23 protein-coding genes are annotated in these 26,246 nt (G+C 68.3%); 7 read left to right on the top strand and 16 right to left on the bottom strand.

Annotated elements, in window-relative coordinates; translation table 11 throughout:
• Positions 1–8: 8 nt before the first annotated feature.
• From TMO_RS24480 to uvrB, 12 genes are all read right to left on the bottom strand, one after another.
• Positions 9–410, bottom strand: a complete 402-nt coding sequence (locus TMO_RS24480; RefSeq protein ID WP_014747735.1) for a periplasmic heavy metal sensor — start codon at positions 408–410, stop codon at positions 9–11.
• Positions 407–970 (bottom strand): hypothetical protein, encoded by a 564-nt coding sequence (locus tag TMO_RS24475; protein ID WP_014747734.1) that lies wholly within the window; start codon positions 968–970, stop codon positions 407–409. Before TMO_RS24475 ends, TMO_RS24480 begins: the two co-directional genes overlap by 4 nt.
• Entirely contained in the window at positions 970–1,572 is a 603-nt protein-coding gene (locus tag TMO_RS24470; RefSeq protein WP_051045644.1) for a sigma-70 family RNA polymerase sigma factor, read from the bottom strand. The genes TMO_RS24475 and TMO_RS24470 overlap by 1 nt, the downstream gene beginning before the upstream one ends.
• A 2-nt stretch (positions 1,573–1,574) precedes the next feature.
• Positions 1,575–2,075: an EF-hand domain-containing protein gene (locus TMO_RS29960; RefSeq protein WP_014747732.1), complete on the bottom strand. Its 501-nt coding sequence runs from the start codon at positions 2,073–2,075 to the stop codon at positions 1,575–1,577.
• A gap of 129 nt (positions 2,076–2,204) precedes the next feature.
• Entirely contained in the window at positions 2,205–2,963 is a 759-nt protein-coding gene (gene moaE, locus TMO_RS30900; RefSeq protein WP_014747731.1) for a molybdopterin synthase catalytic subunit MoaE, read from the bottom strand.
• A gap of 14 nt (positions 2,964–2,977) precedes the next feature.
• Complete coding sequence (gene pgsA, locus TMO_RS24455; RefSeq protein WP_014747730.1) at positions 2,978–3,529, bottom strand: CDP-diacylglycerol--glycerol-3-phosphate 3-phosphatidyltransferase; 552 nt, start codon at positions 3,527–3,529, stop codon at positions 2,978–2,980.
• 75 nt (positions 3,530–3,604) lie between these two features.
• Complete coding sequence (gene uvrC, locus TMO_RS24450) at positions 3,605–5,857, bottom strand: excinuclease ABC subunit UvrC (protein ID WP_145978499.1); 2,253 nt, start codon at positions 5,855–5,857, stop codon at positions 3,605–3,607.
• Positions 5,858–6,430: 573 nt separating this feature from the next.
• Complete coding sequence (locus TMO_RS24445) at positions 6,431–6,838, bottom strand: dihydroneopterin aldolase (RefSeq protein WP_014747728.1); 408 nt, start codon at positions 6,836–6,838, stop codon at positions 6,431–6,433.
• 100 nt (positions 6,839–6,938) lie between these two features.
• Complete coding sequence (locus TMO_RS24440) at positions 6,939–7,754, bottom strand: SDR family oxidoreductase (protein WP_051045642.1); 816 nt, start codon at positions 7,752–7,754, stop codon at positions 6,939–6,941.
• 67 nt (positions 7,755–7,821) lie between these two features.
• Positions 7,822–11,022 (bottom strand): efflux RND transporter permease subunit, encoded by a 3,201-nt coding sequence (locus TMO_RS24435; RefSeq protein WP_014747726.1) that lies wholly within the window; start codon positions 11,020–11,022, stop codon positions 7,822–7,824.
• A 31-nt stretch (positions 11,023–11,053) separates the two neighbouring features.
• The gene (locus TMO_RS24430) at positions 11,054–12,157 is read right to left on the bottom strand and encodes an efflux RND transporter periplasmic adaptor subunit (RefSeq protein ID WP_014747725.1); all 1,104 of its coding nucleotides are present in this window, start codon (positions 12,155–12,157) and stop codon (positions 11,054–11,056) included.
• A 227-nt stretch (positions 12,158–12,384) separates the two neighbouring features.
• Positions 12,385–14,595, bottom strand: coding sequence for an excinuclease ABC subunit UvrB (gene uvrB / locus TMO_RS24425; protein ID WP_014747724.1), 2,211 nt, complete (start codon positions 14,593–14,595; stop codon positions 12,385–12,387).
• Positions 14,596–14,889: 294 nt separating this feature from the next.
• On the opposite strand from uvrB, the gene TMO_RS24420 reads away from it, so the two are divergent.
• A complete protein-coding gene (locus tag TMO_RS24420) occupies positions 14,890–16,092 on the top strand; it encodes a pyridoxal phosphate-dependent aminotransferase (RefSeq protein ID WP_014747723.1) in 1,203 nt (400 codons plus the stop codon).
• A gap of 205 nt (positions 16,093–16,297) precedes the next feature.
• On the top strand, positions 16,298–17,305 hold the full coding sequence (gene msrP / locus TMO_RS24415; protein ID WP_014747722.1) for a protein-methionine-sulfoxide reductase catalytic subunit MsrP: 1,008 nt from the start codon (positions 16,298–16,300) through the stop codon (positions 17,303–17,305).
• A 963-nt stretch (positions 17,306–18,268) separates the two neighbouring features.
• Here the strand turns inward: msrP and TMO_RS31395 are convergent.
• Positions 18,269–18,508 carry a hypothetical protein gene (locus TMO_RS31395; protein ID WP_145978412.1) on the bottom strand — a complete coding sequence of 80 codons (240 nt, stop codon included), beginning with the start codon at positions 18,506–18,508 and terminating at the stop codon, positions 18,269–18,271.
• A gap of 45 nt (positions 18,509–18,553) precedes the next feature.
• Here TMO_RS31395 and TMO_RS24410 point away from each other — a divergent pair, with 45 nt between their 5' ends.
• From TMO_RS24410 to TMO_RS24390, 5 genes are read left to right on the top strand one after another with little or no spacing between them, the layout of a single operon-like run.
• A complete protein-coding gene (locus TMO_RS24410; protein ID WP_014747721.1) occupies positions 18,554–19,366 on the top strand; it encodes a substrate-binding periplasmic protein in 813 nt (270 codons plus the stop codon).
• Positions 19,367–19,400: 34 nt separating this feature from the next.
• Positions 19,401–21,071 (top strand): PP2C family protein-serine/threonine phosphatase, encoded by a 1,671-nt coding sequence (locus TMO_RS24405; protein ID WP_014747720.1) that lies wholly within the window; start codon positions 19,401–19,403, stop codon positions 21,069–21,071.
• A 47-nt stretch (positions 21,072–21,118) separates the two neighbouring features.
• On the top strand, positions 21,119–21,661 hold the full coding sequence (locus tag TMO_RS24400; protein WP_014747719.1) for a SiaB family protein kinase: 543 nt from the start codon (positions 21,119–21,121) through the stop codon (positions 21,659–21,661).
• A complete protein-coding gene (locus TMO_RS24395) occupies positions 21,658–22,068 on the top strand; it encodes a DUF1987 domain-containing protein (protein WP_014747718.1) in 411 nt (136 codons plus the stop codon). Before TMO_RS24400 ends, TMO_RS24395 begins: the two co-directional genes overlap by 4 nt.
• 15 nt (positions 22,069–22,083) lie before the next feature.
• Positions 22,084–22,905, top strand: coding sequence for a GGDEF domain-containing protein (locus TMO_RS24390; protein WP_014747717.1), 822 nt, complete (start codon positions 22,084–22,086; stop codon positions 22,903–22,905).
• Between the two features lie 64 nt (positions 22,906–22,969).
• Here the strand turns inward: TMO_RS24390 and TMO_RS24385 are convergent, their stop codons facing one another.
• The 3 genes from TMO_RS24385 to TMO_RS24375 all read right to left on the bottom strand — a co-directional run bounded on the left by TMO_RS24385 (position 22,970) and on the right by TMO_RS24375 (position 26,151).
• Positions 22,970–23,860, bottom strand: coding sequence for a LysR family transcriptional regulator (locus TMO_RS24385; protein ID WP_014747716.1), 891 nt, complete (start codon positions 23,858–23,860; stop codon positions 22,970–22,972).
• 160 nt (positions 23,861–24,020) lie between these two features.
• Positions 24,021–24,992 (bottom strand): thioredoxin-disulfide reductase, encoded by a 972-nt coding sequence (trxB, locus tag TMO_RS24380; RefSeq protein ID WP_014747715.1) that lies wholly within the window; start codon positions 24,990–24,992, stop codon positions 24,021–24,023.
• A gap of 97 nt (positions 24,993–25,089) precedes the next feature.
• A complete protein-coding gene (locus tag TMO_RS24375) occupies positions 25,090–26,151 on the bottom strand; it encodes a mitochondrial fission ELM1 family protein (RefSeq protein ID WP_014747714.1) in 1,062 nt (353 codons plus the stop codon).
• Between the last annotated feature and the right edge of the window lie 95 nt (positions 26,152–26,246).

The following is a 26,246-nucleotide window of genomic DNA, read 5'->3' as shown; positions in this document are numbered from 1 at the left end:
GATGGGGATCAGCGCGGCCCGGCCGCGGCACGGCGCCAGCCTTCGACCACCAGGTCGGAGGTGAGATCCTGCATCTCGCGATCACGGGCGGCGACGCGGGCAAGGGCCTCTTCCAGGGCCTCGGGGCTCGCCATCGGGGTGGCACGGATCACGGCCTTCAACTCGCCGCGCGCATCCTTGAGCGCCATCAGCCGCTGCCGAAGCTCGGGCCTGCGGGCTTCGAAGGCCGTCTTCACCGCATCGCGCTGCGGCTCGGGCATGTCGTGGAGCAGGCGGTGGATGCCGCGGTCGTGTCCGCCGGGCCGCATCAGCACGCCCGACAGGAAGATGCCGGCCACGAACAGGTTCAGCGCCAGGCTGGCGATCAGCCCGCCCACCACCCAGCGGGCCCGGCGTCCGGTCATCGTCATGGCGCTTCCTCCAGGCTGCCCTGTTCGCCATAGAGCACGGCGGCAAGATCGATCTCGGCGCCGTCCAGCGCCAGCGCCGGGGTCGAGACCCAGCCATTGCCGCCGATCAGCAGCCCCATCACCAGGGCGGCCGCGGCGACGGCACCCCCCAGCCGGGCGACGAAGGCGGGGCTGTGCCCGCTGCCCTGGCGCGTGCGCGGTGCAGCCGGGTGCGTCGTCCCGACAGGCGTCGCATTCTTCGCCGACAGCGGCTGGGCGGCGGCCGGCGCACCACGACCGCCTTCGATCACGGTGATCTGGGGCCGGGCGGCCGGAATCGCCTTCAGCCGGTCGAGAAAGGTGGTATCGCGGGCCGCCGCATTCCGTCCGGCACCGCCCCCCGCGCTGCCGGGTGCGGCGGCGCGGATCAGGCTGTCCAGACGGCGGGCCTCGTCCAGCACCGCGCGGGCGGCGGGTTCTGTCGCCAGCAGCACCAGCGCATCGTCGCGGGCGGTTTCGGGCCAGCGCGCCGGATCGCCGCCATGGGCGTCCAGCAACGCCCGGAAGCTGTCGATATCCATCACGCGCCTCCCTTGTCTTCTTCGTCCATCAGTGGCCGGAGCCCGGTGCGCAGACTGCGCCGGGCCCTGACCAGAAGCTGTTCCATCGCACCGGCGCTGACCCCCATCGCCTCGGCGGCCTCGGCGCCGTTCAAACCGGCGTCATAGACCAGCGCGATCGCCATGCGCTGCCGTTCGGGCAGGGTCTGGATCGCATCGGTCACCTGGCGGAGCACCCGGTCCCGTTCCAGGCGCTCCAGCGCGCCGGGAGACGGGTCGGGCGGGTCGATCGCGTCGGTGAGTTCACCCATGCGCGGCCGGCGCAGCTGGTCCAGGCAGCGATTGGCCACCGCCCGCCAGAGCCAGGTGCCGAAGCGCGCGCCGCCCGGCCGCCACCGTGCCGCCGCCCCCGCCCAGAGGCGGGTAAAGACATCCTGAACGGCGTCTTCGGCGTCGGCACGGCTGCCGAGCATGCGGGTCGCCACGGCGAGCGCACGCTCGCCATGGCGGTCCACCAGCCGCCCGAAAGCGGCGGCATCGCCTGCGGCCACGCGGGCCAGCAGGAGGTCGTCCTCGTCATGCGGCCGCCCGGCGGCCCCGGTATCCGACGAGGATGCGACCATGATCACCCGCCGGTCTTCGGCGCATCGGCCGGCTTGTCGGCGGCCGGGCCGTTGTTGCGCATGTACTCGCGCATCCGCTCGCGGGCGCCGTCGCGTTCGGCCCTGGTGATCTGGCCGTCGCCATCGGCGTCCAGCCGCGAGAACATCTTGTCGGCGCCGGCCATGAATTCATCGCGTGAGATGATGCCGTCGCCATTGGTGTCGGCCATGCGTGCCATATGGTCGCCGCGCGGGCCCTTGTGGCTCCAGCCGGGCATGCCGTCGCCGGCCTTGCCGTCGTGCATCATCGCGCGCCCGGCCTTCATCTCGTCGCGGCTGACGCGGCCGTCCTGGTTGGTGTCGAGCTTCTGGAAGCGTTCGGCGGTGCGTGCCTGCATCTGTTCCAGGGTCATGCCCTGGCCATCGGGGCCGTCGCCCGGGGCCGCAATGGCCAGGCCAGGCAGTGCCAGAAGGGTGGCGACGCCGGCGGCGAAGGCAGTCTTGCGGAAGCTGTTGCGGGTCATGGGATCGGATCTCCTGGGGTCACCGTCTTCCGGTGAGGGGGGCGTTGAGAGCGGCGGTTCGAACCGTTGGAAGAACCGGGCGTCGTCCTGCCCCGTTCCTGTAGCTTTCACGCGGCCCCCGCCGGTTCCCTACGCAGCTCCCCGTTTTCCGTCCGAAGGCGTCTCCCATCTGAGGGCGGCGGCGTCGTCGCTCGACTTCGCAGCCACCCATCGTTCCCCGTCGGGTGTTTCTTCCAGTTTCCAGAACGGCGCCCGGGTCTTCAACCAGTCGATCAGGAAGGCGCAGGCATCGAAGGCCGCCGCCCGATGGGCGGAAGCCGCAATCACCAGCACGATCCGATCCCCCGGCATCAGCCGGCCGACGCGGTGGATGATGCGGATGGCCTGAAGCGGCCAGCGTTCCGCGGCCTCCCGCGCGATGCGGTCGATCTCGCGTTCGGTCATCCCGGGATAGTGCTCCAGGGTCATGGCCGCCACCTCGTCGGTGCCGTCCCGGCCGCGCACCTGGCCCACGAACAGCGCGACCCCGCCGGTCGCAGGGCCGGTCGCCGCGGCGGCATATTCGGCGCCGACATCGAAATCCGCCGTCTGGACCCGGATGTCGATCGCGCAGGCGCTGGCCTCCGCCCCCGACCCGCCGGTCACCGGCGGGAAGATCGCGATCTCGTCGCCGTCCCGGACCGCGGCATCGGGGCCGGCATAATCCTGATTCACCGCCACCCGCACCGCCGACCTGTCGGCCAGCGCCTGGGCATGGGCGGGGCTTACCCCCGCCAGGTGGTCGAGCAGGGCGCCCACGGTCGACAGCGCCGGCGTCCAGGCGATCTCGTCCTCACCGCGGCCGATCCGGGCGCGCATCCAGGCGAAATAGAGGATCTGCAGGGGCATGGGGGGCGTCTCCATCAGCGTCGGTCGGCGGCAAGAAGATGGCGCATGCCGCCCTGCATATAGCTCCAGCCGGTCACCACCGTCAGCGCGGCCGCAAGCCAGAGCAGGGTCTCGCCCGCCCACCAGGCCCAGCCACCCAGCGCCGGCAGCAGCAGCAGGATGGCGATGGCGATCATCTGCACCGTGGTCTTCCACTTGGCGAGTTTGGAGACCGGCACCGCGATCCGGTCGCCGGCCAGATGCTCCCGCAGCCCGGAAATCAGGATCTCGCGGCAGAGGATGATCAGCGCGGGCAGGGGATGGGCGCGGCCGTCGGCAACCAGCATCAGCAGGGCGGCGGTGACCAGCAGCTTGTCGGCGATCGGATCCAGGAACCGGCCCACCGCCGAGACCACACCCCAGCGCCGCGCCAGCCAGCCGTCGAACCAGTCGGTGACGGAGGCGGCGGCGAACAGGCCGAAGGTGACCCAGGCGCCCGCCGGCGCATCGAGCGCGAAGCCGGCGATGAAGAACGGGATCACCACGATCCGCGACAGGGTGAGAATGTTGGGCAGGCTCTGGCGCATGGGATCCGTCGCGATTGGGGCCGCGGGTCAGTCTACAGGAAGGCGGGCGTCGCCGTCAGCCTTCGGCGGGCGCGATCAGCCTTCGGGATGGAAGAAGCCGTAGATCTGGCGGGCGACGGCGGTGGAGATGCCCTCGACCCGGGCGATGTCGGTCAGGCTCGCCGCCTCCACCGCCTTGGCCGAGCCGAAGTGGTGCAGCAGCGCCTTCTTGCGCTTCGGCCCGATCCCCGGGATCTCGTCCAGCGCCGAGGTGCCGATGGCGCGGCTGCGCTTCGCGCGATGCTGGCCGCCGGCGAAACGGTGCGCCTCGTCGCGCAGACGCTGCAGAAAATACAGCACCGGGTCGCGTTCGGGCAGGCGGAAGGGCGCGCGGCCGGGCAGGAAAAAGCGTTCGCGCCCGGCATCGCGGTCGGGACCCTTGGCGATGGCCGCGACCATGATCCGGCCGGTCAGCCCCGCCGCCTCCAGCTCTTCGGTGCCGGTCTGCAACTGGCCCTCGCCGCCGTCGAGCAGCACCAGATCGGGCCAGCCGGCGACGCGGTCGGTCTCGCCGCCGGCCTCGTCCAACTCGCGGGCCAGCCGGCCGAAGCGGCGGCGCATCACCTCGCGCATCATCGCATAATCGTCGCCGCCGGCCTTGGCCGGGTCGATGTCGCGGATGGTGAAACTGCGATAAGACCGGCGGTCGAAGCCCTCGGGGCCCGCCACGATCATGCCGCAGACGGCATGTGTGCCCGAGATATGGGCGTTGTCGTAAACCTCGATCCGCTGCGGCGCCCGCTCCAGGCCGAAGACGGTGCGCGTGCCTTCCAGCAGCCGCTTCTGGCTGGAGGTTTCGGCCAGTTTGCGGCCCAGCGCCTCGCGGGCATTGGTGGCGGCATGGGTGACCGCCTGGAGCTTGTCGCCGCGCCGGGGCACGGTCAGCCGCACCTTGTGGCCGGCCCGTACCGACAGGGCCTGGGCGACCAGATCGGCCTCGTCGGGTTCGCGGTCCAGCACCACCTCTCGTGGCGGCAGCTTGTCGGCATAGAACTGGCCGAGGAAGGCCGAGAGTACCTCGGCCGCCGTGCTGCCGGCCTCGTTGGCCGGGAAATAGGCGCGGTTGCCATAGTTCTGGCCGCCGCGGAAGAAGAACACCTGAATGCAGCTCTGGCCGCCCTCTTCGGCGATCGCCACCACGTCGACATCCTCCAGCCCCTGGAAATTGATCCCCTGGGTGGCGGTGACGCGGGCAAGCGCCTTGATCCGGTCGCGATAGACCGCGGCGGTTTCGAAATCCAGATCGTTCGCCGCCTCGGCCATGCGGTCCTGCATCGCCTGGCGGACGCCGGCCGAACGCCCGCGCAGGAAGTCGCGGGCCTCGGCCACCAGCCGGCCATAGCTCTCGCGGTCGACATAGGCGCAGCACGGCGCGCTGCAGCGCTTGATCTGGTATTGCAGGCAGGGCCGGCTGCGGCTTTCGAACACGGAATCCGAGCAGTTGCGCAGCAGGAATGCCTTTTCGAGCACCGCCAGGGTTTCGTTGACCGCGCCGGCGCTGGCGAAGGGGCCGAAATACTCGCCCTTGCGGTTGCGGGCGCCGCGATGCTTCAGGATCTGCGGGAAGTCGTGATCGCCGGTGATCAGAATGTAGGGGAAGCTCTTGTCGTCGCGCAGCAGCACGTTGAAGCGCGGGCGCAGGCGCTTGATCAGATTGGCTTCCAGCAGCAGCGCCTCGGCCTCCGAGGCGGTGGTGACGATCTCCATGGTCCGGGTCTCGGCCACCATCCGCATCAGGCGCGGCTGCAGCTGGTTGATCCGGGTATAGCTCGCCACCCGCCGCTTCAGATGCTTGGCCTTGCCGACATAGAGCACGTCGCCATGGCCGTCGAGCATCCGATAGACCCCGGGGCTGTCGGGCATGGTCTTCAGCGCCGCCAGGATGGCCCCACGGCCGGTCCGCAGCTGCGGGTGGCGGGAGAGGGGGCGGGCGGTCGGCGCCGGCCCGTCGGTGGCCTCAGGGGCCGCGGCCGTCGGTTCCGGGACGTCTGCCTGTGTGGCCGGTGTGTCGTCCGGCTCGTCCTCGGCAGCGTCGTCGCCGTCGGCGCCGTCATCCTCCGCATCGCCCGCCTCCAGACGCACCCAGCCCGGATCACCCTGTTCGTGGCGCGGCCGGCGGCTGCGCTGGGGCCGGCCCGGTGACGCATCCTCCGATGGCGCATCCTCCGAGGGCGCATCCTCCGTCGGGGCATCCCCGGACGCGGTCTCGGCAGCGCCGTCGTCCTCCGCATCTTCGGCGTCGTCGCCATCCTCCGCATCGTCTTCGGCGTCGCCGTCGGCGGCGGGCATTGCCGCATCTTCGGGTGCTGCGGCGCGGCGGGTCAGAAGGCGGGTGAGGGCAGGCGTGTCGAGTGCGGCCGCATCGCCTTCCCAGACGATGTCCTCGGCCCCGCTCTCCGCCGATGGGGTCGCGGCAGGAGCGGATTCGGCCGCCTCTGCGGCAGCGGGGCGGTGGATATCTTCGGGCCGCTCGGTCATGTCCGTCTCACAAGCGTCATCTGATCGTCAACATATCCACGGAAACTGTGGATAACCATGTGTATATCGTGTTGAGGGCCGGTGCGACGGGGCCGTCCGCTTGGTTTTCCATCGCTTTGCCCAAAAAACAGGCAAATGTTAAGTCTTTGATTTTCCGTCTTTTTTGTCAAAATGGGCTGCTGGCCACGTACCATCAAGGGCTTAGCCCGCCGATTCGCTGTCAAGCGCTTTATTGTGGGGCCCCTGTGCAAAAAAAAGCTGGTGTTGCGCCGGCTGCATGGCGTTCCCGCCTCGTTCAGGGGACGCGATGGCATACGATCGCAGTCACGCCGAACGATTCGGCATGAGGAAACATCCGCTTGCGCAAGCTCGTTCCGGCAGCGCTCAGGCGCGCATACGCTCGATTTCCACACCGACGCCGGCGGCATCGTGGAACACGTCGAGCTTCTCGATCCGGATGCGTGCCACCAGCACGCGATCGTCCGAAAAACACAGGGCAGCCACGCGTTCGGCGAGGGTCTCGACCAGATTGACGTGTCCGCTGCCGGCAAGCGCCCGGATGCCGACCACCAGATCCTCATAGGACAGCACGCAGGACAGATCATCCGCCGGCGGCGGGCCGTCATCGCGCAGCGTGAGGTCGATGTTGAACGCCACCCGCTGCGGCTGCCCATGTTCATGCGCATGGACGCCGATATCGCAGGCGATCACCAGATCGCGGATGAACAGGCGGCGTCGCGACGGCCGGTGGTCCGGCTGGGGGACGGCACGCAATTGGATCGGATCGGTCAAGGGGCTCTCCCGGATGGGGGCGGCATCAGATCGCAGGCGGTACCGGAAGACCGGCCCGGGCGGCAGGAGTCCTACACCGCCCGGCGCGTCGCGTCGAGCTTCAGTCCAGTGCCGCATCATGTGCATGGGGCGGCTGGGCCCAGCCCAGATGCTGGCCGCCATCCAGCGCCAGCATCTGCCCGGTCATCGCCTGGGCGCCGATCAGGAAGCGCACCGCCTCGGAAATCTCCTCGGGCGAGGTGCCGCGCCGGAGCGGCATCTTCTCGCACTGCTCGCGGAAGCCGGCATCGTCCTGGTGAATGCTGGCCAGCGTCGGGCCGGGGCCGATCGCATTCACCCGGATCCGCGGGGCCAGCGCCATCGCCAGGGTGCGGGTCAGCGTCCAGAGCCCGGCCTTGCTGACCGTGTAGGTCATGAAATGGGGCGTCAGATTCCAGACCCGCTGGTCGATCAGGTTGACGATCGCGCCACCGGCCGTGGCCGGCAGCTGTTGCACGAAGCCCTGCGACAGCACGAACGGCGCCCGCAGGTTGACCTCCATATGGAAATCCCAGCTTTCGCGGGTGGCCGTGGTGACGGCGTCGTATTCGAAGGTCGAGGCATTGTTGACCAGCACCCCGATCGGCCCCAGTGCGTCGACCGCCCGCGGCATCAGTGTCGCGACCTCGTCTTCGACCGCCAGATCGGCCTTCAGCGCCACCGCCCGGCCGCCGCCGCTCCGGATCTCGGCCGACACCGCCTCGGCCGCCTCGGCCGAGCCGTTGTAGTGCACCGCGACCGCATAGCCGTCGGCGGCGAGGTCGAGCGCGATGCGCCGGCCGATGCGCTTTCCGGCGCCGGTCACGAGGGCAGCGCGCGGCAGGGCGGGCAGGGGACGGGCCCCGTCTGCGGGACGTGATGTCGGGCTGGTGGTCATGTCGGGGTCCGTGTTTGGTGTCGGGGACCGAAACGACGCCCGGCCCCCGATGATGCCGCCCCCGGGGTCATTCCCCGGGGCCGGGCAACGGGCGGCCTGGCCCGGTTTCGCGGGCGGCGGTGCCATCTGCACCGCCATGGCTCTCGGGACCGACATGGGCCGAGGGGTGGTTGCGGTCAAGCTCGGTCAGGCGCTTTGCGATCGAGCCCGCCGGGCGGGTGAAGCCCGCCAGCATCGCATAGAGCACCGGCACCAGGAACAGGGTCATCATGGTGGCGAGCGACATGCCGCCGATCACCACCACCGCCAGCGCACTGCGGCTTTCCACGCCGGCGCCATGGCCCATGGCCAGCGGCACCGCGCCCAGCACGGTCGCGATGGTCGTCATCAGGATCGGGCGCAGGCGCAGCACGGCCGATTTCCGGGCGGCGGCGGCCGGCGACAGGCCCTCTTCGTCGCGGAGCTGGTTGGCGAATTCGACGATCAGGATGCCGTTCTTGGCCATCAGCCCGACCAGCATCACCATGCCGATCTGGCTGTAGATGTTGAAGGTACCGCCCGAGAGCCAGACGCCGGCCAGGCCCCCCGTAAGCCCCACCGGCACCGCCAGCAGGATGATCACCGGGTGGATCCAGCTTTCGAACTGGGCCGCCAGCACCAGGAACACGATCAGGATGGCGAGCGCAAAGACGATCATCACGCCGGCGCCGGCATCGACATATTCGCGCGACTGGCCGTCGAAAGTGACGCGGGCAGCCGTCGGCAGTTCCTCGGCCGCGATCCGGCGGACCTCTTCGATCGCATTGCCGAGACCGTAGCCGTCGGCGAGACCGGCCTCGATGGTGATGGCGGGCAGGCGGTCGACGCGGCGCAGCTCCGGCGGCACCGCCACCTCTTCCATGCGCACCAGATTGGACAGCGGCACCAGCGAGCCGTCGGTGCCGGCGCGCACGAAGACGTTGGAAAGGTCGCGGGCCGCGGCGCGATCGGCATCGGCGGCCTGGAGCACCACGTCGTACTGCTCGCCGCGATCCTCGAAGCGGGTGACGGTCCGGCTGCCGAACATCACCTCCAGCGTGCCGCCGATCTCTTCGGCCGTGATGCCGAGGGCGGCCGCGCGCTCGCGGTCGACCGAGACGTCGAGCTGGGGCTTGGTCTCTTCATAGTCGGTATTGACGTTGGTGAGCTGCGGATTGTCCTGAAGCCGGCGCAGCATGATGTCGGCCCATGCCTTCACGTCCTCGCGGTCGAGCCCGGCGACCACCACTTCCAGCGGGTCCGAGAAGCCGCGCTGGCCCAGCCCCGGCGGGTTGACCGGCACCGCCCGCACGCCCGGCACCGCCGAGAGTTTGGGCAGCACCTCGCGCACCAGATCGGTCTGACGGACATCGCGATCCGACCAGGGCGCCAGGCGCACGATCACGAAGGCGCGGTCCACCGGCGAGGGGCGGTTGGAGCCGGGGGAGACGATGGTGAAGACGATCGAGGCGACACCGCGATCGACCAGCGGCCGCAGGATCTCTTCCACCTTTTCGACATTGCGGCTGGTGTAGTCGTAGCTCGCCCCCTTAGGCGCCTGGACAACCACGATGAAGCTGCCACGGTCTTCGGTGGGCGCGAATTCGCGCGGGATGACGTCGTAGAGGATGCCGGCGACGACCGAGATGCCGATCGCGAGCGCGATCACCACCAGCTTCGCCGCCATCGCCCAGCCCAGGATGCGGTCATAGACCCGGTTCATGCCGTCGAAGAAGCGCTGGCTCAGCCGCTCGGCGGCATTGGCCTTGCCCGGTGCGCTCAGCAGCTTGCTGCACATCATGGGCGTCAGGGTCAGCGCGACCAGCATCGAGAAGGCGACGGAAGACGCCATGGCGATGCCGAACTCGCCGAACAGCCGGCCGGTGCGCCCCTCCATGAACGAGATCGGCACGAAGACCGCAATCAGCACCAGGGTCGTCGCGATCACCGCGAAAGCGATCTGGCGTGAGCCGCGCAGCGAGGCGAGAAGCGGCGGCTCGCCTTCCTCGATGCGGCGATGGATGTTCTCCAGCACCACGATCGCGTCGTCGACCACCAGCCCGATCGCCAGCACCAGCGCCAGCAGGGTCAGCACGTTGATCGAGAAGCCGAGCGCCCCCAGCACGGTGAGCGACGCGATCACCGAAACCGGGATCGCCACCGCGGGCACCAGGGTGGCCGCGATCGAGCGCAGGAAGATGAAGATGATGCCGACCACCAGCAGCAGCGCGATCACCAGCGCATGCATCACCTCGTAGATCGCTTCCGAGATGAACAGGCTCTCGTCATAGGAATAGGCGACCCGGATGTCCGGGGGCAGGCTGGTGCGGATCTGCTCGATCTCGGCACGCACGCCATTGGCGACGTCGAGCGTATTGGCCTTCGACTGGCGGATCACGCCGATGCCGATGCCCGACATGCCGTTGGAGCGGATCTCGTTCTTGTAGTCTTCGGCGCCGACCTCCACCCGGGCGACATCGCCCAGCCGGATCGGGCTGCCGTCGGTGCCGCCGGCCAGGATCAGGCGGCGGAAATCATCCTCGCCGGCGAAGCGGGTGTCGGTGCGGATCGTGACCTCGCGATTGGTGGTCTCGATGCTGCCGGCGGGGAGTTCCAGATTCTCGCGATTGAGTGCGGCGGTGATGTCGGTGACGGTCAGCCCGCGCGCCGCCAGCGCCTGCCGGTCGATCCAGATCCGCATCGCATAGCGCCGCTCGCCGCCGATATAGACCGAGGCGACGCCCGGCACCACCGACAGCCGGTCGACGATATAGCGGTCGGCATAATCGGTGAGCGCCAGCGAATCCCGCGCATCCGAGGTCAGCGTCACCCACAGCATCGCCCGGGCATCGGCATCGGCCTTGGAGATGATCGGCTGATCGGCGGTCTCGGGCAGGTCGTCCATCACCTGGGCGACCTTGTCGCGCACGTCGTTGGTCGCGGCTTCCAGGTCGCGGTCGACATTGAATTCGATCGAGACATAGGACCGGCCGTCGCGGCTGACCGAGCGCATGCTGCGGATGCCCTCGATGCCGCTGACCGCGCCCTCGACGATTTCTGTGATCTGGGTTTCGACCAGAGAGGCCGGTGCGCCGCGATAGGCGGTGGAGATCGACACTTCCGGCGTGTCGACATCCGGGTATTCGCGTACCGCCAGACGGATGGCGGCCGAGAGGCCCAGCACCACCAGCAGCAGCGACAGCACGGTCGCGAAGACCGGGCGCTTGATGGAAACATCCGACAGGATCATGACGGCACCCGGATCGACAGCGGGGAGGGCATCAGCCGGCGGTGGCCGGCGGGGCGCCGGTTCCCGTTGCAACGGTGATCGGTGCGCCGTCGCGCAGGCGCTGATGGCCGGCCACCACCACCGGTTCGCCCGGCTCCAGCCCCTTCAGCACCTCGATCAGCCCGTCCTGACGGCGGCCGGGCTCGATGATCCGCCGCCGGGCGACGCCATCGGTGCCGGCGACATAGACATAGGCGAGCCGGCCTTCGCGGATCATCGCGGCCTCGGGGATGGTCGGCACGTCGGGGCCGGGGTCGAGGGTGAGGGTGACGGCCATGAACATGCCCGGCTTCAGCCGCCCGTCGGGGTTGTCGACCGCGGCTTCCACCGTGACGGCACGGGTCGCCACATCGATCCGGGTGTCGATGAACTGAACCCGGCCGGTGAAGGCTTCGTCGGGATAGGCGGCGCTGCGGGCGGCCACGGTCTGGCCGGCACTGAGCTGGGCGAGAGCGGTTTCGGGCACCGCGAAAGAGAGCTTGATCGGGTCGATGTCGTCCAGCGTGGTGATCGCGGTATCGGGGCCGACCACTGCACCGATGCTGACCTGACGCAGACCCACCCGGCCCGAGAAGGGAGCCACCACCTTGTGATCGGCAAGCTCGGCCCTTGCGGCCGCGAGCTGGGCGCGGGCGCCCGCCAGCGAGGTGGTGCGGGTGTCGAATTCCGCGGCGGAGACGGCGTTGCGCTGGCGCAGCTGACGGGTGCGCTCCAGCTGGGTCTGGGCCTCGTGGACCGCCGCTTCCAGCTGGGCGACATTGGCGCGCGCCGCGGCATCATCGAGCGCGGCCAGCACGCGGCCGGCTTCAACCGTGGTGCCTGGGGTGAAGTTCAGCTCTGCGATCCGGCCGGAAATCTTGGTGGCGACCGTCACCGCATCCATGGCGCGGGCGGTGCCGACCGCTTCCACCACGCGGGCGAGCTGATGGGGCGTCACGGCGGCGAGTTCGACCGTCACCGGCCGCACGGTCGCCGGCGTCACCGTCGCCGAGGCCTTGCCGGCCTCGCCGCCGGCCAGGCGGTCCCAGCCGTACCACGCGCCGGCGCCGGCCGCGGCAAGCCCCGCGATCAGGATGATCTGCCCGATGATCCGCACGTCCTGCTTCCCCCACTCGGCATCCGTGGCCGCCCTTCGGCGTGTCCGTCCGGCGCCGTCATGCCCCGAATACGGTCCCGTCGCGCCGCCCGGACCCGATGCCCGGCGCTGCGCAACGGCGATGATACGACGGGGCTGCCGCTTCTCCTACGCGCGGTTCCAGGGGGCGGATCGATTTTCGGGCCAGGGACTGTGGTAAAACTCACGCCATGGCGATCGGGCCGCGATCAACCGCGCTTGCGCCCGGTGGGCTTGCCGGATTTGAGCGCGCCGCGCCGGCCGCCGGTCTTGGCGCCGCCCGCGACCCGGGCCGCCCGCGAGTCCAGCCGGCCGCCGCGCCCTTTGGGCGGGGCGAGCGCCGGGCCGGCCCCCTCGGCCAGGCCCAGTTCGGCAGCATCCAGGCGCTTCAGCTCGTCGCGCAGCCGGGCCGCCTCCTCGAACTCCAGATCGGCAGCGGCGGCGCGCATCCGCTTCTCCAGGTCCTCCTTGTAGGCGCGGAGGTTGTGGCCGACCAGATGGCCCTGATCGGCCTCTTCGACCTCGACTTCCAGATAGTCCGCCTCGTAGACGCTGCCCAGCGCATCGCCGATGGTCTTGCGCACGCTTTCGGGCGTGATGCCGTGTTCCTGGTTATAGGCCATCTGCTTGGCGCGGCGGCGGTCGGTCTCGGCAATGGCGTAGGACAGGCTTTCGGTCATGTGGTCGGCATAGCAGAGCACCCGGCCGTCGACATTGCGTGCCGCGCGGCCGATGGTCTGGACCAGAGAGGTCTTGGAGCGCAGGAAGCCTTCCTTGTCGGCATCCAGAATGGCGACCAGCGCGCATTCCGGGATGTCCAGCCCCTCGCGCAGCAGGTTGATGCCGATCAGGATGTCGAACACGCCCTTGCGCAGATCGCGGATGATCTCGATCCGCTCCAGCGTCTCGACGTCGGAATGCAGATAGCGGACCTTCAGTCCGGCCTCGTGCATGTATTCGGTCAGATCCTCGGCCATGCGCTTGGTCAGCGTGGTGACCAGCACCCGGTAGCCCTTCGCGATGGTATCGCGCGCCTCGGCCAGAAGATCGTCCACCTGGCGGGTGCAGGGCCGCACGATCACCGGCGGATCGATCAGCCCGGTGGGACGGATGACCTGTTCGACGAAGGTGCCGCCGGTGCGCTCCAGCTCCCAGGGGCCGGGGGTCGCCGACACGAACACCGATTGCGGCCGCATCGCGTCCCATTCCTCGAATTTCAGCGGCCGGTTGTCGGCGCAGGAGGGCAGGCGGAAGCCGTAATCCGACAGCACCGATTTGCGCTGAAAGTCGCCACGGAACATGCCGCCCACCTGCGGCACGGTCACATGGCTCTCGTCGACGAAGAGGATGGCATCCTCCGGCAGGTATTCGAACAGGGTCGGCGGCGGCTCGCCGGGGGCCCGGCCAGACAGATAGCGGGAATAGTTCTCGATGCCGGCGCAGGAACCGGTCGCCTCGATCATCTCCATGTCGAAGGTGGTACGCTGTTCCAGCCGCTGGGCCTCCAGCAGCTTGCCCTCGGCCTCGAACTGGGCGAGCCTCGCCTTCAGCTCTTCCTTGATGTGCTTGACTGCCTGGGCCAGCGTCGGCTTGGGCGTCACATAATGGCTGTTGGGATAGATACGCACCTTGGGGAAACTGCCGGTCTTCTCGCCGGTCAGCGGGTCGAATTCGACGATCGCCTCGACCTCGTCGCCGAACAGGCTCAGCCGCCAGGCGCGGTCTTCCAGATGGGCGGGGAAGATCTCGACCACATCGCCGCGCACCCGGAAGGCACCACGCTGAAAGCCGGCATCGTTGCGGCGATATTGCAGCTCGACCAGCTTCTTCAGCAGGACCGTCCGGTCGATCGTCTCGCCCTTCCTGATATCCAGCGTCATCCGGGCATAGGTTTCGACCGCGCCGATACCGTAGATGCACGACACGGAGGCCACGATCACCACATCGCGCCGCTCCAGCAGGGCGCGGGTGGCCGAATGGCGCATCCGGTCGATCTGCTCGTTGATCGAGGCTTCCTTCTCGATATAGGTATCGGAGCGCGGCACATAGGCTTCGGGCTGATAGTAGTCGTAATACGAGACGAAATATTCCACCGCGTTCTCGGGGAAGAACTGCTTCATCTCGCCATAAAGCTGCGCGGCCAGCGTCTTGTTCGGCGCAAGGATCAGGGCCGGGCGGCCCTCGGCGGCGATCACCTGGGCCATGGTGAAGGTCTTGCCCGAGCCGGTGACGCCCAGCAGCACCTGATCGCGTTCCTGGCCGCGGATGCCGTCGAGCAGTTCCGCGATCGCGGTCGGCTGGTCGCCGGCCGGCTCGAAAGCGCTGACCAGATTGAAATCTGCCCGGCCCGTCGGACGGGTCGGCATCGGATCCGGGACCTCGCGGTCGTCGAAGGTGCGGCCGGGCATCAGGACGGGCATGGGCGATCGGGTCTCCAGACGGTCAGGACGCGGGGTCGTCGCACGGGCAGCGGGACCACTGCCATATATAGGATCTTCGGCAGGATTTTCAGCGATTGAGTGCAGCGGACGGTGCCGCCTCCTGACAGGAGATGTCAGCAGGTCAGCCCCCCTTTTGCATGAGGGCTTTTCCGTTGAAAGCCCCGGGGGGCGGGAGTACGTTGCCGCACGACCTCTGCTGCGCGCCCGAGCGTCGTCTCGCGACCGGTCGGCATGTCGCTCATCCCTCCAGTCCCCAGCCGAAGAGCCGATCCAATGTCCGTGATCGCCGACCGCCTGTCCCGAATCAAGCCGTCGCCGACGCTCGCCGTCACCGCCAAGGCCGCCCAGCTCAAGGAAGCCGGGCGCGACATCATCGGCCTGGGCGCGGGCGAACCCGATTTCGACACGCCCGACAACATCAAGGACGCCGCGATCAAGGCGATCCGCGACGGTCAGACCAAGTACACGCCGGTGCAGGGCACCCGTGCGCTGGTCGAGGCGGTGCGCAACAAGTTCAAGCGCGAGAACGGGCTGGATTACGCGGCGAACCAGATCGTGGTCGGCACCGGCGGCAAGCAGGTGCTGTACAACGCCTTCATGGCGACGCTGAACCCGGGCGACGAGGTGATCATCCCGGCGCCGTACTGGGTTTCGTATCCCGACATGGCGCTGCTGGCCGAGGGCGTGCCGGTCTTCGTCGAGGCCGGCCGCGAAACCGGTTTCAAGATCCAGCCCGCACAGCTGGAAGCGGCGATCACCCCCCGCACCAAGTGGCTGATCCTGAACTCGCCCAGCAACCCGAGCGGCGCCGCCTACAGCGCTGCCGAACTGCGGGCCCTGGCCGATGTGCTGGTCCGTCATCCGCATGTGCTGGTGCTGACCGACGACATGTACGAGCACATCCTGTTCGACGGTTTCGAGTTCGCGACCATCGCCCAGGTGGCCCCTGAGCTGTATGACCGCACGCTGACGGTCAACGGCGTCTCCAAGGCCTATTCGATGACCGGCTGGCGCATCGGCTATGCCGGCGGCCCGGCCAACATTATCAAGGCGATGACGGCGATCCAGTCGCAGTCGACCTCGAACCCGTCCTCCGTCAGCCAGGCCGCCGCCGTCGAGGCGCTGAACGGCCCGCAGGACTTCATCGCCGAGCGCGCGGCCCGCTTCCAGGTCCGCCGCGACCTGGTCGTCCGCCTGCTGAACCAGGCACCGGGCCTGGTCTGCCCGGTGCCGGAAGGCGCCTTCTACGTCTATCCGTCTTGCGAGGGCGTGCTGGGCAAGAAGACCCCGTCGGGCCAGGTGATCGGCTCGTCGGAAGACTTCGCGACCTATCTGCTGGAACATGTCGGCATCGCCGTCGTGCACGGCGCTGCCTTCGGCCTGGACCCCTATTTCCGCATCTCCTACGCCACGGCCGACGAGGTGCTGGAAGAGGCCTGCGGCCGCATCGCGCGCGCCTGCAACGAACTGGTCTGATCCGGCAGCTTCCGCAGGATCCGGTTCTGACGACGCCCCCCGGTCGCACGCTGCGGCCGGGGGGTTCGCTTTTGCCGAGGATGATCACGCCTGCGTGAGCGGGGCCGTGAGGCCTTTGCGCGCGCGGTCGCGGCATCCATTATCCGGGAAGGCGCGTATCTCCCTGAACGTCGCCCGTGTTTTCCGCAGGTCAGGAGCCGGACCCATGCGCATCATCCGCCGCCGCAGCTGGGAGCTGCCCGAGCGTGCCGTCACCCCCGAAGCCGTCTGGCGCGACCGCCGGGCAGTACTCAAAGGGCTGGGGCTGGGCATGGCGGGGGCGGTCGCGGGCGGTCTGGGCGGCGGCCTGCTGATGCCCGGCCGCGCCTTTGCCTATCAGCCGGGGGACCCCACCCCCGACACGCCCTGGGGCGATCTTTACCCCGTGAAGACCAACCCGGCCTATGCCGATCCGGGCCGGCCGGTGACGGTGGAAAAGACCGCCTCGTCCTACAATAACTTCTACGAATTCGGCACCCACAAGCGGATCTGGCCCGATGCCCAGAAGCTGAAGGTCCAACCCTGGGCGGTAACCATCGACGGCATGGTCGATGCGCCGCAGACGCTGGATGCCGATGCCCTGATCCGCCGCATGGCGCTGGAAGAGCGGATCTACCGCTTCCGCTGCGTCGAGGCCTGGTCGATGGTCGTGCCCTGGAGCGGTTTTCCGCTGGCCGATCTGGTGAAGCTGGCACAGCCCAAGGCCGGGGCGAAATATCTGCGCATGGAGACCTTCGAGGATCGCGAGATGGCCCATGGCCAACGCTCGATCTGGCTGCCCTGGCCTTATGTCGAAGGGCTGACCATGGCCGAGGCGACCAATGATCTGGCCTTCATCGCCACCGGCATCTACGGCAAGCCGCTGCCCCGCCAGCACGGCGCGCCGCTCCGGCTGGTGGTGCCGTGGAAATACGGCTTCAAGTCGATCAAGTCGATCGTGCGCTTCACCTTCACCGACGAGCGTCCGGTCAGCTTCTGGGAGCAGCTGCAGGACCAGGAATACGGTTTCTGGGCCAATGTGAACCCCGAGGTGTCGCATCCGCGCTGGAGCCAGGCGCGCGAGCAGGTGATTGACACCGGCGAAGAGATCCCGACGCTGAAGTGGAACGGTTATGGCGATCAGGTCGCCGGGCTCTATACCGATATCCGCGACGGCGACCGCCTGTTCCGTTGAAGCCGGACAGGGCTATCCCGCAGCGCCAAAGTTTCAACGACAGAAGACAGTCCGCCGGGCTTCGTGCCATTCCGCTATGCAGCAAACGCAGAACGGACTTGCGCAGAACGGCGGGCTGCGTCATATTGGCGCACATCGTCGGACCGGACGACAAGACGGTCGCGACAGGCTGAAGGCGGAGCTGGGGAGGTTCGCCGACGGTCTGATGGACGGAACGGCCGATGTTGGCCGCGCAGCGAAGCGACTGCGGATCTGCGATCATCCTGCCAGGCCTGGCAGCGCACACGACACGCCGGGGCGCGCGAGACACGTCCCGGATCCAGGCCCGGCCCCGGAGTGACCCTCCGGGCATGGTGAGCGCCCGCATCGCTGCAGCATCCTTCGGGTGCTGCAGTCCCGAGGGGAGGGGAGGCCCCTTGCGGAACCGTTGCGCAGGCCCGTCGGCCGCTTCCGTCTTTCGCACTTCCGCTGCGGCAGATGCTGCGCCGGTCCGATGTGGTGCAGGAGGAAACGCCCATCTTTTCCGGACGTCCGAAGATGGCGCCGGATGACCAAAGCAGCAGCCGCAAGAGCTGCCGGCCCGGGACGAACCGGGCCTCGCGACGAGACGCGCGATGCATAACAACCGACAAGCTCAGCAAAAACCGACAGTCAGCAAAGACTGACGGATTGAACCGACAGGCCCGGGCGGGGCCGGCCAGACATCCCCGCCCGGGCTTTCGTATTTGCAGGCCCGGCCGCAAAAAAAAAAAGCCGGGCCCGAAGGCCCGGCTGAAGTCTGACAGGGAGGCTTCACGTCTGGGAGACGCAAAAAGGTCAGGGAGACCTGACATCCGGGGGGAGACCCGGACGCGGAAACAAGCGGGGGAGCCGCCGGCTTCCGTGGCATCGGAGGCTAACCTCGACGATGTTGCAGTGCATATAGGACGCCTGAGGTCGAAGTGCCAGAGGCACGACGTCAGTTCAGCCATGCACGTTGTGCATGGCTTCTTTTTGCGCGTAAGCATTGTGACAGACGGATGAAGAGCAGCAGGTCACCACTGCTTTACGCAGCACGAACCAGCGTCTCGTTCCGTGCTGCGGAGACATGATGCAATCCAGCCGTGAAACGGCAGCCGGCACCGCCGCATGCTGTAGGCATTGGCGTGCATTGTTGATAATCTCCACCGTCGTGAACGGGCCACTCTTGCCGTATCCCGTCATGTCACCGATTGCCTTTATGAATGGGATTGCGGGAGGTCAACTGCGTTGCATCGGCTGATGATGATGCTGGCGGCAGCCGCGATCACCGTGGCCGGTGTCCTGGGTCAGGCGGCGATGGCAGCGAGCGCCGACCCGAAGATCGTCAGGGTCGGCGGCTATCAGTTCGCGCCCTATGTCTCGTTCGGCGAGGGCGGGACGGGGCCGCACGGGCTGACGGTGGACCTGATCGCCCTGCTGAACCGGGCGCAGGACAGATGGCGCTTCCAACTGGTGCCGACCACGCCGCTCAGACGCTATGACGATTTCGCTCGCAGCCGCTTCGACGTCATGTTCTTCGAAATGGCCGGCTGGGGCTGGAGCCGGCGGGACATCCCCCTCGACGTCTCCAAAAGGATCGCGACCGATCGCGAGGTGTTCATCGCCCAGCTCTATGCCGGACGCGACAAATCCTGGTTTGCCGGTGTCCGCGCCACCAAGATCGCGGCGATGCTGGGCTACCATTACGCCTTCGCGGATTTCGCCGGTGACCCGGACCAGATGCGCCGCCGTTTCGATCTGGTGCTGGTGAACGACAATGCCGCAGTCATCGAACTGGTGCTGCTGGGACGGGTAGAGGCAGGCGTGGTGACGCAATCCTTCCTCAGCCGCTATCTTGCCGATCGGCCCAATGATCTGGCGCGGCTGCTGGTGTCGGATCAGGCCGATCAGCTTTACGATCTGCGGGTGCTGACCCGGCCGGGGCGGGACCCGGATGCGGCCGCGATCTATGGGCTTCTGGCCCGGCTCGATCGTGATGGCCGACTGGCGCCGCTCTGGCGCGCCTATGGGCTTGACCCGGTGAGGCTCGGGGAAGACTGATGGGGGAACGGCGGGCGATGCGCCGGAGGCGGGCATGACGGAGAAACGCGAAACGCTGTCCCGGGCGGCAATGGGCCGGGCGGCGACGGGGCGGGCGCAGGCCGCGGGCGCGCCGAAGCGCTCGCTGGCCGCCAAGCTGTTCCGTCGTACCCTGCCGGTGGTGATGCTGATCGTGCTGCTGATCCAGGGCAGCATCGCCTGGATCACCTGGACCGATCAGCGCCGGGCGCTGGAACGTCGCGCCGGCGTGCTGACCGATCTGACCGCCGCCGCCATCGCCACCCCGCTCTGGTATCTGGACCGCACGGTGTTCGAGCCACAGGTCGACGCACTGGTCAGCGACCAGGGGTTCCGCTACGCCCGGGTGCTGGACGACAATGACGAGATGCTGTTCGAAACCGGCACCCCGCCAGAGCCCGGCAGCGGCGCGATCACCGTCGCGCGCACGATCATAGAGCCGCAGGGGCATATCAAGGTCGGCACGCTGGAGGTGGTCTTCGCCACCGGGGAGCTGAACCGGATTGCGATCCTTCAGGTCGCGACGGCGGCCTTCGCGGTGCTGCTGCTGACCGGCGCCCTGTCGATCACCGTGCAGTTCGCCATGCGCCGGCTGGTCGTGCAGCCGCTGGGGCGGATGCTGCGGGCGATGCGCCAGGTGGAACACAAGAGCTGGACCACGCTGGACGAGCCGGCCGACGACGAGCTGGGCCAGGCGGCCGCCGCCTTCAACCGGATGGTGGCGGGGCTGCGTGCCGGCGACGATGCCCGCCGCCTGCTGGAAGCGCTGCAGGATGCCCAGGCGGCGCTGGTCGAGAAAAATGTCGAGCTGGAAACCGCAAACCGCCAGGTGATGGAGAGCATCCGCTATGCCCGCCGGATCCAGGAGGGCATCCTGCCCGACCCCGCGGTGCTGTCGCCGGCAATGGCCGATATCGCCCTGCTCTGGGAGCCGCTGGATGTGGTGGGCGGCGATTATTGCTGGATGGAACGCCGCGACGGCAAATGCCTGATCCTGCTGGCGGATTGCACCGGCCACGGCGTGCCGGGCGCCTTCATGACCCTGGTGGTCGCCTCGGAGCTGAAGGCGATCCTGGACGTGGCGGGCATGCCGGCACCCGATCTGATTTTGGGGGAGCTGGACCGGCGGCTGCGGGCGCGGCTGCGCCAGGACCGGCCGGATCCGGGCGGGCATGATGCCTCGGATGATGGGGTCGATGCCGCGGTCTGCATCTATGACGAGGCGGCCGGGACGGTTGCCTTCGCCGGCGCCGGGCTGTCGCTGACCGTGGTCGGCCCCGACGGTGTCTCGTCGATCACCGGGGTGCGCCGCAGCCTGGGCTACCGGACCCTGCCGCCGCCGGGACGCATTCCGGTCCATCTTCATCAGGTCCGGCCGGGGGAGAGCTTCCATCTGTGGACCGATGGCGTGACCGATCATGTCGGCGGGCCGTCGCGGCGGCTGTTCGGCCGGCGCCGGATGGCGACCCTGCTGGCGATGCATGCCGATCTGCCGCTGGCGGACCGGCTGCGGGCGCTGACGGCGGCCCTCGACGACTGGCGCGGGGCCGAGGCCCGGCGCGACGATATGACCCTGGTGGCCTTCCGGCCGCGCCTGTCCGGGCCTCTGGCCGATGGCAGCACGACCGCAGGCCCCCCAACTCCAACCCCGACCCCGACCCCGACCCCAACCCCCGACGAACCGTAACGCGCCGACGTCGCATGCGATGCGGCATATGTCCGAGGAGCCGAGAGGTGCTGGCCCGAGACCTTTACGATTTCCGCACCCAGATACAGGCCAACAAGCTGATGCTGATCTATAGCGGCATCATGTCCGAAGGCATTCTGTTCTCATTGGGGGAAGCGCTGCGCCGCAAGCTGGAGCAGGACGCCACCGACCGCAATCTGACCCGCCGGGTGTTCTCGGTCTTCGTCGAGCAGGTCCAGAACATCATCCGCTATTCCGATGATGCCCATGGCCCCGACGACGATGCCGCACGCTCGGGCATCGTGACGGTGGGCAAGGAAGACGGCCGGTTCTTCGTGATCTGCGCCAATGTGATCGACGCGGCGCGGGCGCCGCGCCTGCGCCAGCGGCTGGCCGAGATCGCGGCCCTGTCGCCGGATGAACTGAAGGCGCTCTACCGCCAGAAGCTGAAGGAAGACCCCGATGTCGACAGCAAGGGCGCGACGCTCGGGCTGATCGAGATCGCCCGTCGTGCCAGTGCCCCCATCGAGTATGATTTCTTCGAAATCGACGCTCAGACCACCTTCTATGGCCTCAAGGTGTTCATATGACCGCTTCCGACTCCCCCCTCGCCATCGAGATCGCCGCCACCGACCGGTCGCCGGCGGTGCGTTTCGATCCGGTCGCCGGCCGGTTCTCGATGGCGGGCGAGTCCTACCCTGAGGACGCCGCCGCCTTCTACGGGCCGATCCTGTATGCGCTGCGCAGCTTCCTGGCCGAAGACGGGCCCAGCGTCACGGTGGACATCTCGCTGATCTACTTCAACTCATCGAGTGCGAAAGCTTTGATGAACATTTTCCAGATGTTGGAAGAATCGGCGGCAGATGGACGCACGGTCACTGTGAACTGGCACTTTGCTCCGGATGATGAGACGATGGAGGAATTCGGGGAGGATTTCGCATCCGACCTGGAGCACATCGACTTCATCATGTGCGCGGACGGAGATGGTGGCGACTGATCGGGATGACGTGAGATGACCAGGCCCAAGGTGACCAGGGTGAAGACCCTGCCCGAGCCGGCGACGACGGGGGATTTCTCGCTCTTCGACCAGGAAGAGGCGATGATCGCCCAGAGCGAGGAGATGCTCCGCAAACTGGAGGAGGTCTCCGACGGCGTGCGCACGTTGATGCGTGCCTATCGCCAGGGCTATCGGGAACAGCGCCGCCTGGTCCGTCTCTCGGATCGCATGCAGGATGAACTGCGCCGGCTGAACCAGCGGCTGGAAGCCGAGGTCCGCACGCGCGAGGCCCTGGCTCACCGGCTGGAGGCGCTGGCCGCGGTCGACGAGTTGACCGGCGCCGCCACCCGCCGCCATTTCATGGACGTGGCGGCCCATCTTGCCGACCAGTGGCGCCATGAGGGGCGTTCCTCGGGCGTGATCATGGCCGATCTGGATCGCTTCAAGACGATCAACGACCGCTTCGGCCATGCGGCCGGCGACGAGGCCCTGCGCCTGTTCGTGGGCCGGATGTCCGAAACGCTGCGCGAGGATGATCTGGTCGGCCGGCTGGGCGGCGAGGAATTCGCCGTGCTGCTGCCGGGGATCGGCGCGGCAGAGCTGGACGAGGTGGCGGAGCGCCTGCGAGCCACGACCGCCGCCATCCGCATGCCCTGGAAGGGCGATGAGATCCGGCTGACCGCAAGCTTCGGCCTGGCCCGCTTCTCGGCCCCCGGCGACGATATCGACCGGGTGCTTTCCAGGGCCGACAAGGCGCTTTATGCCGCCAAGCGCTCGGGCCGCAACCGCGTGGCAATCAATGACGATTCAACGGAAGAGGCGGCAGAGGACATCTGATCCCCTGCCGCCCCGTCCATCTGCCGCCCCGTCCGTCCATCTATGACGGCGTCGCCGTCGCCCGTCAGCGCAGGCTCTGTTCGATCTCGCGGATCAGGAAGTCGCGGAAGACCGCGATGCGCTTCGAATGGCGCAGCTCTTCGTGATAGACGAAGTAGACTTCCGATTGCGGTCCTTCCAGCTCGGGCAGGACCTGCACCACATTGCCGTTCTCGCGCACCATGTAATCGGGGATCGAGGCGACGCCGAGGCCGCTCTCCACCGCGCGCATGATGCCATAGATGTTGTTCACCTTCAGGATCGGCCGCCGGGCCTTGCCGGGGGTGGCGCCCGCATCCAGGATCCAGTTGGCGTTGGAGATGGGGGCGGCCGTGTCCTCGCCGAAGACGATCAGCTTGTGATCGTCCAGCTCTGCCGGGGTCTTGGGCATGCCCTGGCGGTTGACGTAATCCGGCGAGGCATAGATGCCGTGCCGGATGGTCATCAGCTTGCGTTTGACCAGATCCGGCTGGCGGGGCGGCGACATGCGGATGGCGATGTCGGCCTCGCGCATGCCCAGATCCAGCTCGCTGTCGTCCAGCAGCAGGGTGATGGTGACGTCCGGATGCAGGCTGAGGAAGCCGTGAATCCTGGGCGTCAGCCAGACCGAGCCGAAGGCGACCGTGGTCGTCACCTTCAGCGGCCCCTTCGGACGTTCGCGGCTTTCGGTCAGCATGGCTTCGGCCATGGACAGCTTCGCGAAGACGTCGCGGGCGGTGTTGCGCAGCAGCTCACCCTGTTCGGTGAGGATCAGGCCGCGGGCGTGGCGGTGGAACAGGGGAACGCCCAGGCTCTCCTCCAGCGCACTGATCTGTCGGCTGATCGCCGACTGGCTGAGGTTCAGCAACTCGCTTGCATGCGTGAAGCTGCCGGCCTCGGCGACGGTGTGGAAGATCTTGACCCGGTCCCAGTCCATGTCAGGCTCGCGCGGCTCCGCTGATGCTGCCGGGTGGCGACGTCTGGCTCCCTGCCGTCACCCGGTCCGCTGCTGGTGTTTCGACGATCTTACGGCGCGATGCGCCGGTCTTCAAAGGTCCTGAGCGCGGCCGCGCCGTTTTCGGTGCGGCCGCATGTGCTCATTCCGCGACGGCATCGGCCGGCGCATGGGTGGTTCCGGCCAGGAAACGCTCGGCTTCCAGCGCCGCCATGCAGCCCGTTCCGGCGGCGGTGACGGCCTGGCGGAACACCTTGTCCTGCACGTCGCCGGCCGCGAACACGCCCGGAATGCTGGTGCGGGTGCTGTCGGGGCGGGTGATCAGATAGCCTTCCTCGTCCAGCTCCAGCTGGCCCTGGAACAGGGCGGTGGCGGGGGCATGGCCGATCGCGATGAACACGCCGTCGACATTGAGGTCCCGCAGGCTGCCATCGGCGGTATCCTTCAGCCGCACGCCGGTCACCCCGCGCGGCTCGCCGCCGGCCAGATAGCCGTCGACCACGGCATTCCAGATCATCTCGATCTTCGGGTTGGCGAACAGCCGCTCCTGCAGCATCTTCTCGGCCCGGAGCGCATCGCGCCGGTGGATCAGATAGACCTTGTCGGCATGATTGGTGAGGTAGAGCGCCTCTTCGACCGCGGTGTTGCCGCCGCCGACCACGGCGACCGTGCGGTTGCGGTAGAAGAACCCGTCGCAGGTCGCACAGGCCGACAGCCCGAACCCTTTCAGGAGTTCCTCGTCGGGCAGGCCCAGCCATTTCGCCTGGGCGCCGGTGGAGATGATCACCGCATCGGCGACATAGCGGTCACCGCTGTCGCCGGTGGCGACGAAGGGGCGGGTCTTGAGGTCGATATCGGTGATGATGTCGTGATGGAAGCGGGTGCCGACATGTTCGGCCTGCTTCTGCATCTGCTCCATCAGCCAGGGGCCCTGGATCACGTCGGGGAAGCCGGGGAAGTTCTCGACATCGGTGGTGATCGTCATCTGGCCGCCCGGCTGAAGCCCATGGACCAGGATCGGCTCCAGCATGGCGCGCGAGGCATAGATCGCGGCGGTCAGGCCGGCGGGACCGGATCCCAGAATGAGGACCTTGGTGCGATGGGTGGCACTCATGACGTGGCGGCCTTTCCAGAGCAGGACATGTGACGGGCGGCGGACGGCCTGAACCCTGACCCCCGCTACCCGGCGGCAGCAGGGAGGGGCGGGGAAGCTAGCGGGAAACGGCCGGATTTGCCAGCACCAACCGCCGGATCTGCGCCGCCACCGCCTGGGCGTCGTCCAGGGGCGGGTAGCGCCAGGCGATCTCACCCCGGGCGACGAAGTCGGCATCGAGCGGGCGGGCCGCACCCAGGGCGTAGAGCGCCCGGTGCAGCCGTGCCTCTTTCGATGCCTCCCCCGTTATGGGCAGGATCGCGACCGGCCGGCCGGTGCTGGCGGCTTCCGAGGCCATCGACATGCTGTCGCCGGTGACCACGATCAGATCCGCCACACCCAGTATGCCGAAATAGGGATTGTCACCGCCCTTTGCCACATCATGGAGCCAGAAAGCGCCCGGCCGTGTGGCCTGGAGCACGTCGCTCAGCGCCGCTGTCACCTCGGCGCCACTGCGGCGGCTGTTGGTCGCCAGGATCCGGGCATCGTGGCGGGCGGCCAGATCGGCGACCAGCCGGGCCAGATGGCGGCCATCCTCGGGGCCGAAGGGCATGCGCTTGGTGGTGCCGCCGACCAGCAGGCCGATCCGGGGCGCTTTGCCCGCCCCCATGCCGGCGGCGGCGAAGCGGGGCTCCCAGCTGCCGGCCGCCTCGGCGAGGCGGGCAGGGGTGACGCGGTTGGGCGCGCCCAGGGTCACCAGCAGCCGCGGGTCGCGGTCGCTTTCGCGGGCGATGCGGTCATGGGCCGGCACGGCGATCAGGTCCAGCCCGCGGCTGGGTTCGCCCGGCCACATGATCTGGACGGCGATCATCTGCGGAAAGCGCCGCTTCAGCCGGCGGAGCGCCGGCGTCGCCCGGCGCCCGGCCGCGATGGCGATGTCGGGTGCCGCCACGGCATCGAGCGCCGCAGCGGCGGATGTGGAAAGACCGAGCGTCGTGGTGCCGCGGATCAGATTGGGCAGGCGGATAAGCCGGGTATAGGACAGCCGGATCTCGGTGATCGGCCAGCCCAGCGCCTCGGCAACGCCGAGGGCTTGCGCATTGTTACCGGCGCGGTCGTCGGTCAGCACGCAGACGTGTGGTTGCGGCTGCGGCTGTCCCGTGTTGCGCGGATCGGTCATGGCTGCCTGCGGTATGACATTACGGAAGGTCGGTCCTGAAAGATCGTTTCGTGCTTGAGAGCCCTTCCGGTGGACTATAAAGTCCGCGGCGCCGG

The sequence above is a fragment of the Tistrella mobilis KA081020-065 genome (assembly GCF_000264455.2).
In the GTDB taxonomy this organism is placed as follows: Bacteria; Pseudomonadota; Alphaproteobacteria; order Tistrellales; family Tistrellaceae; genus Tistrella; species Tistrella mobilis.
Note: the sequence above shows the minus strand (reverse complement) of the source record. Positions and strands in the feature narration are given on the sequence as shown.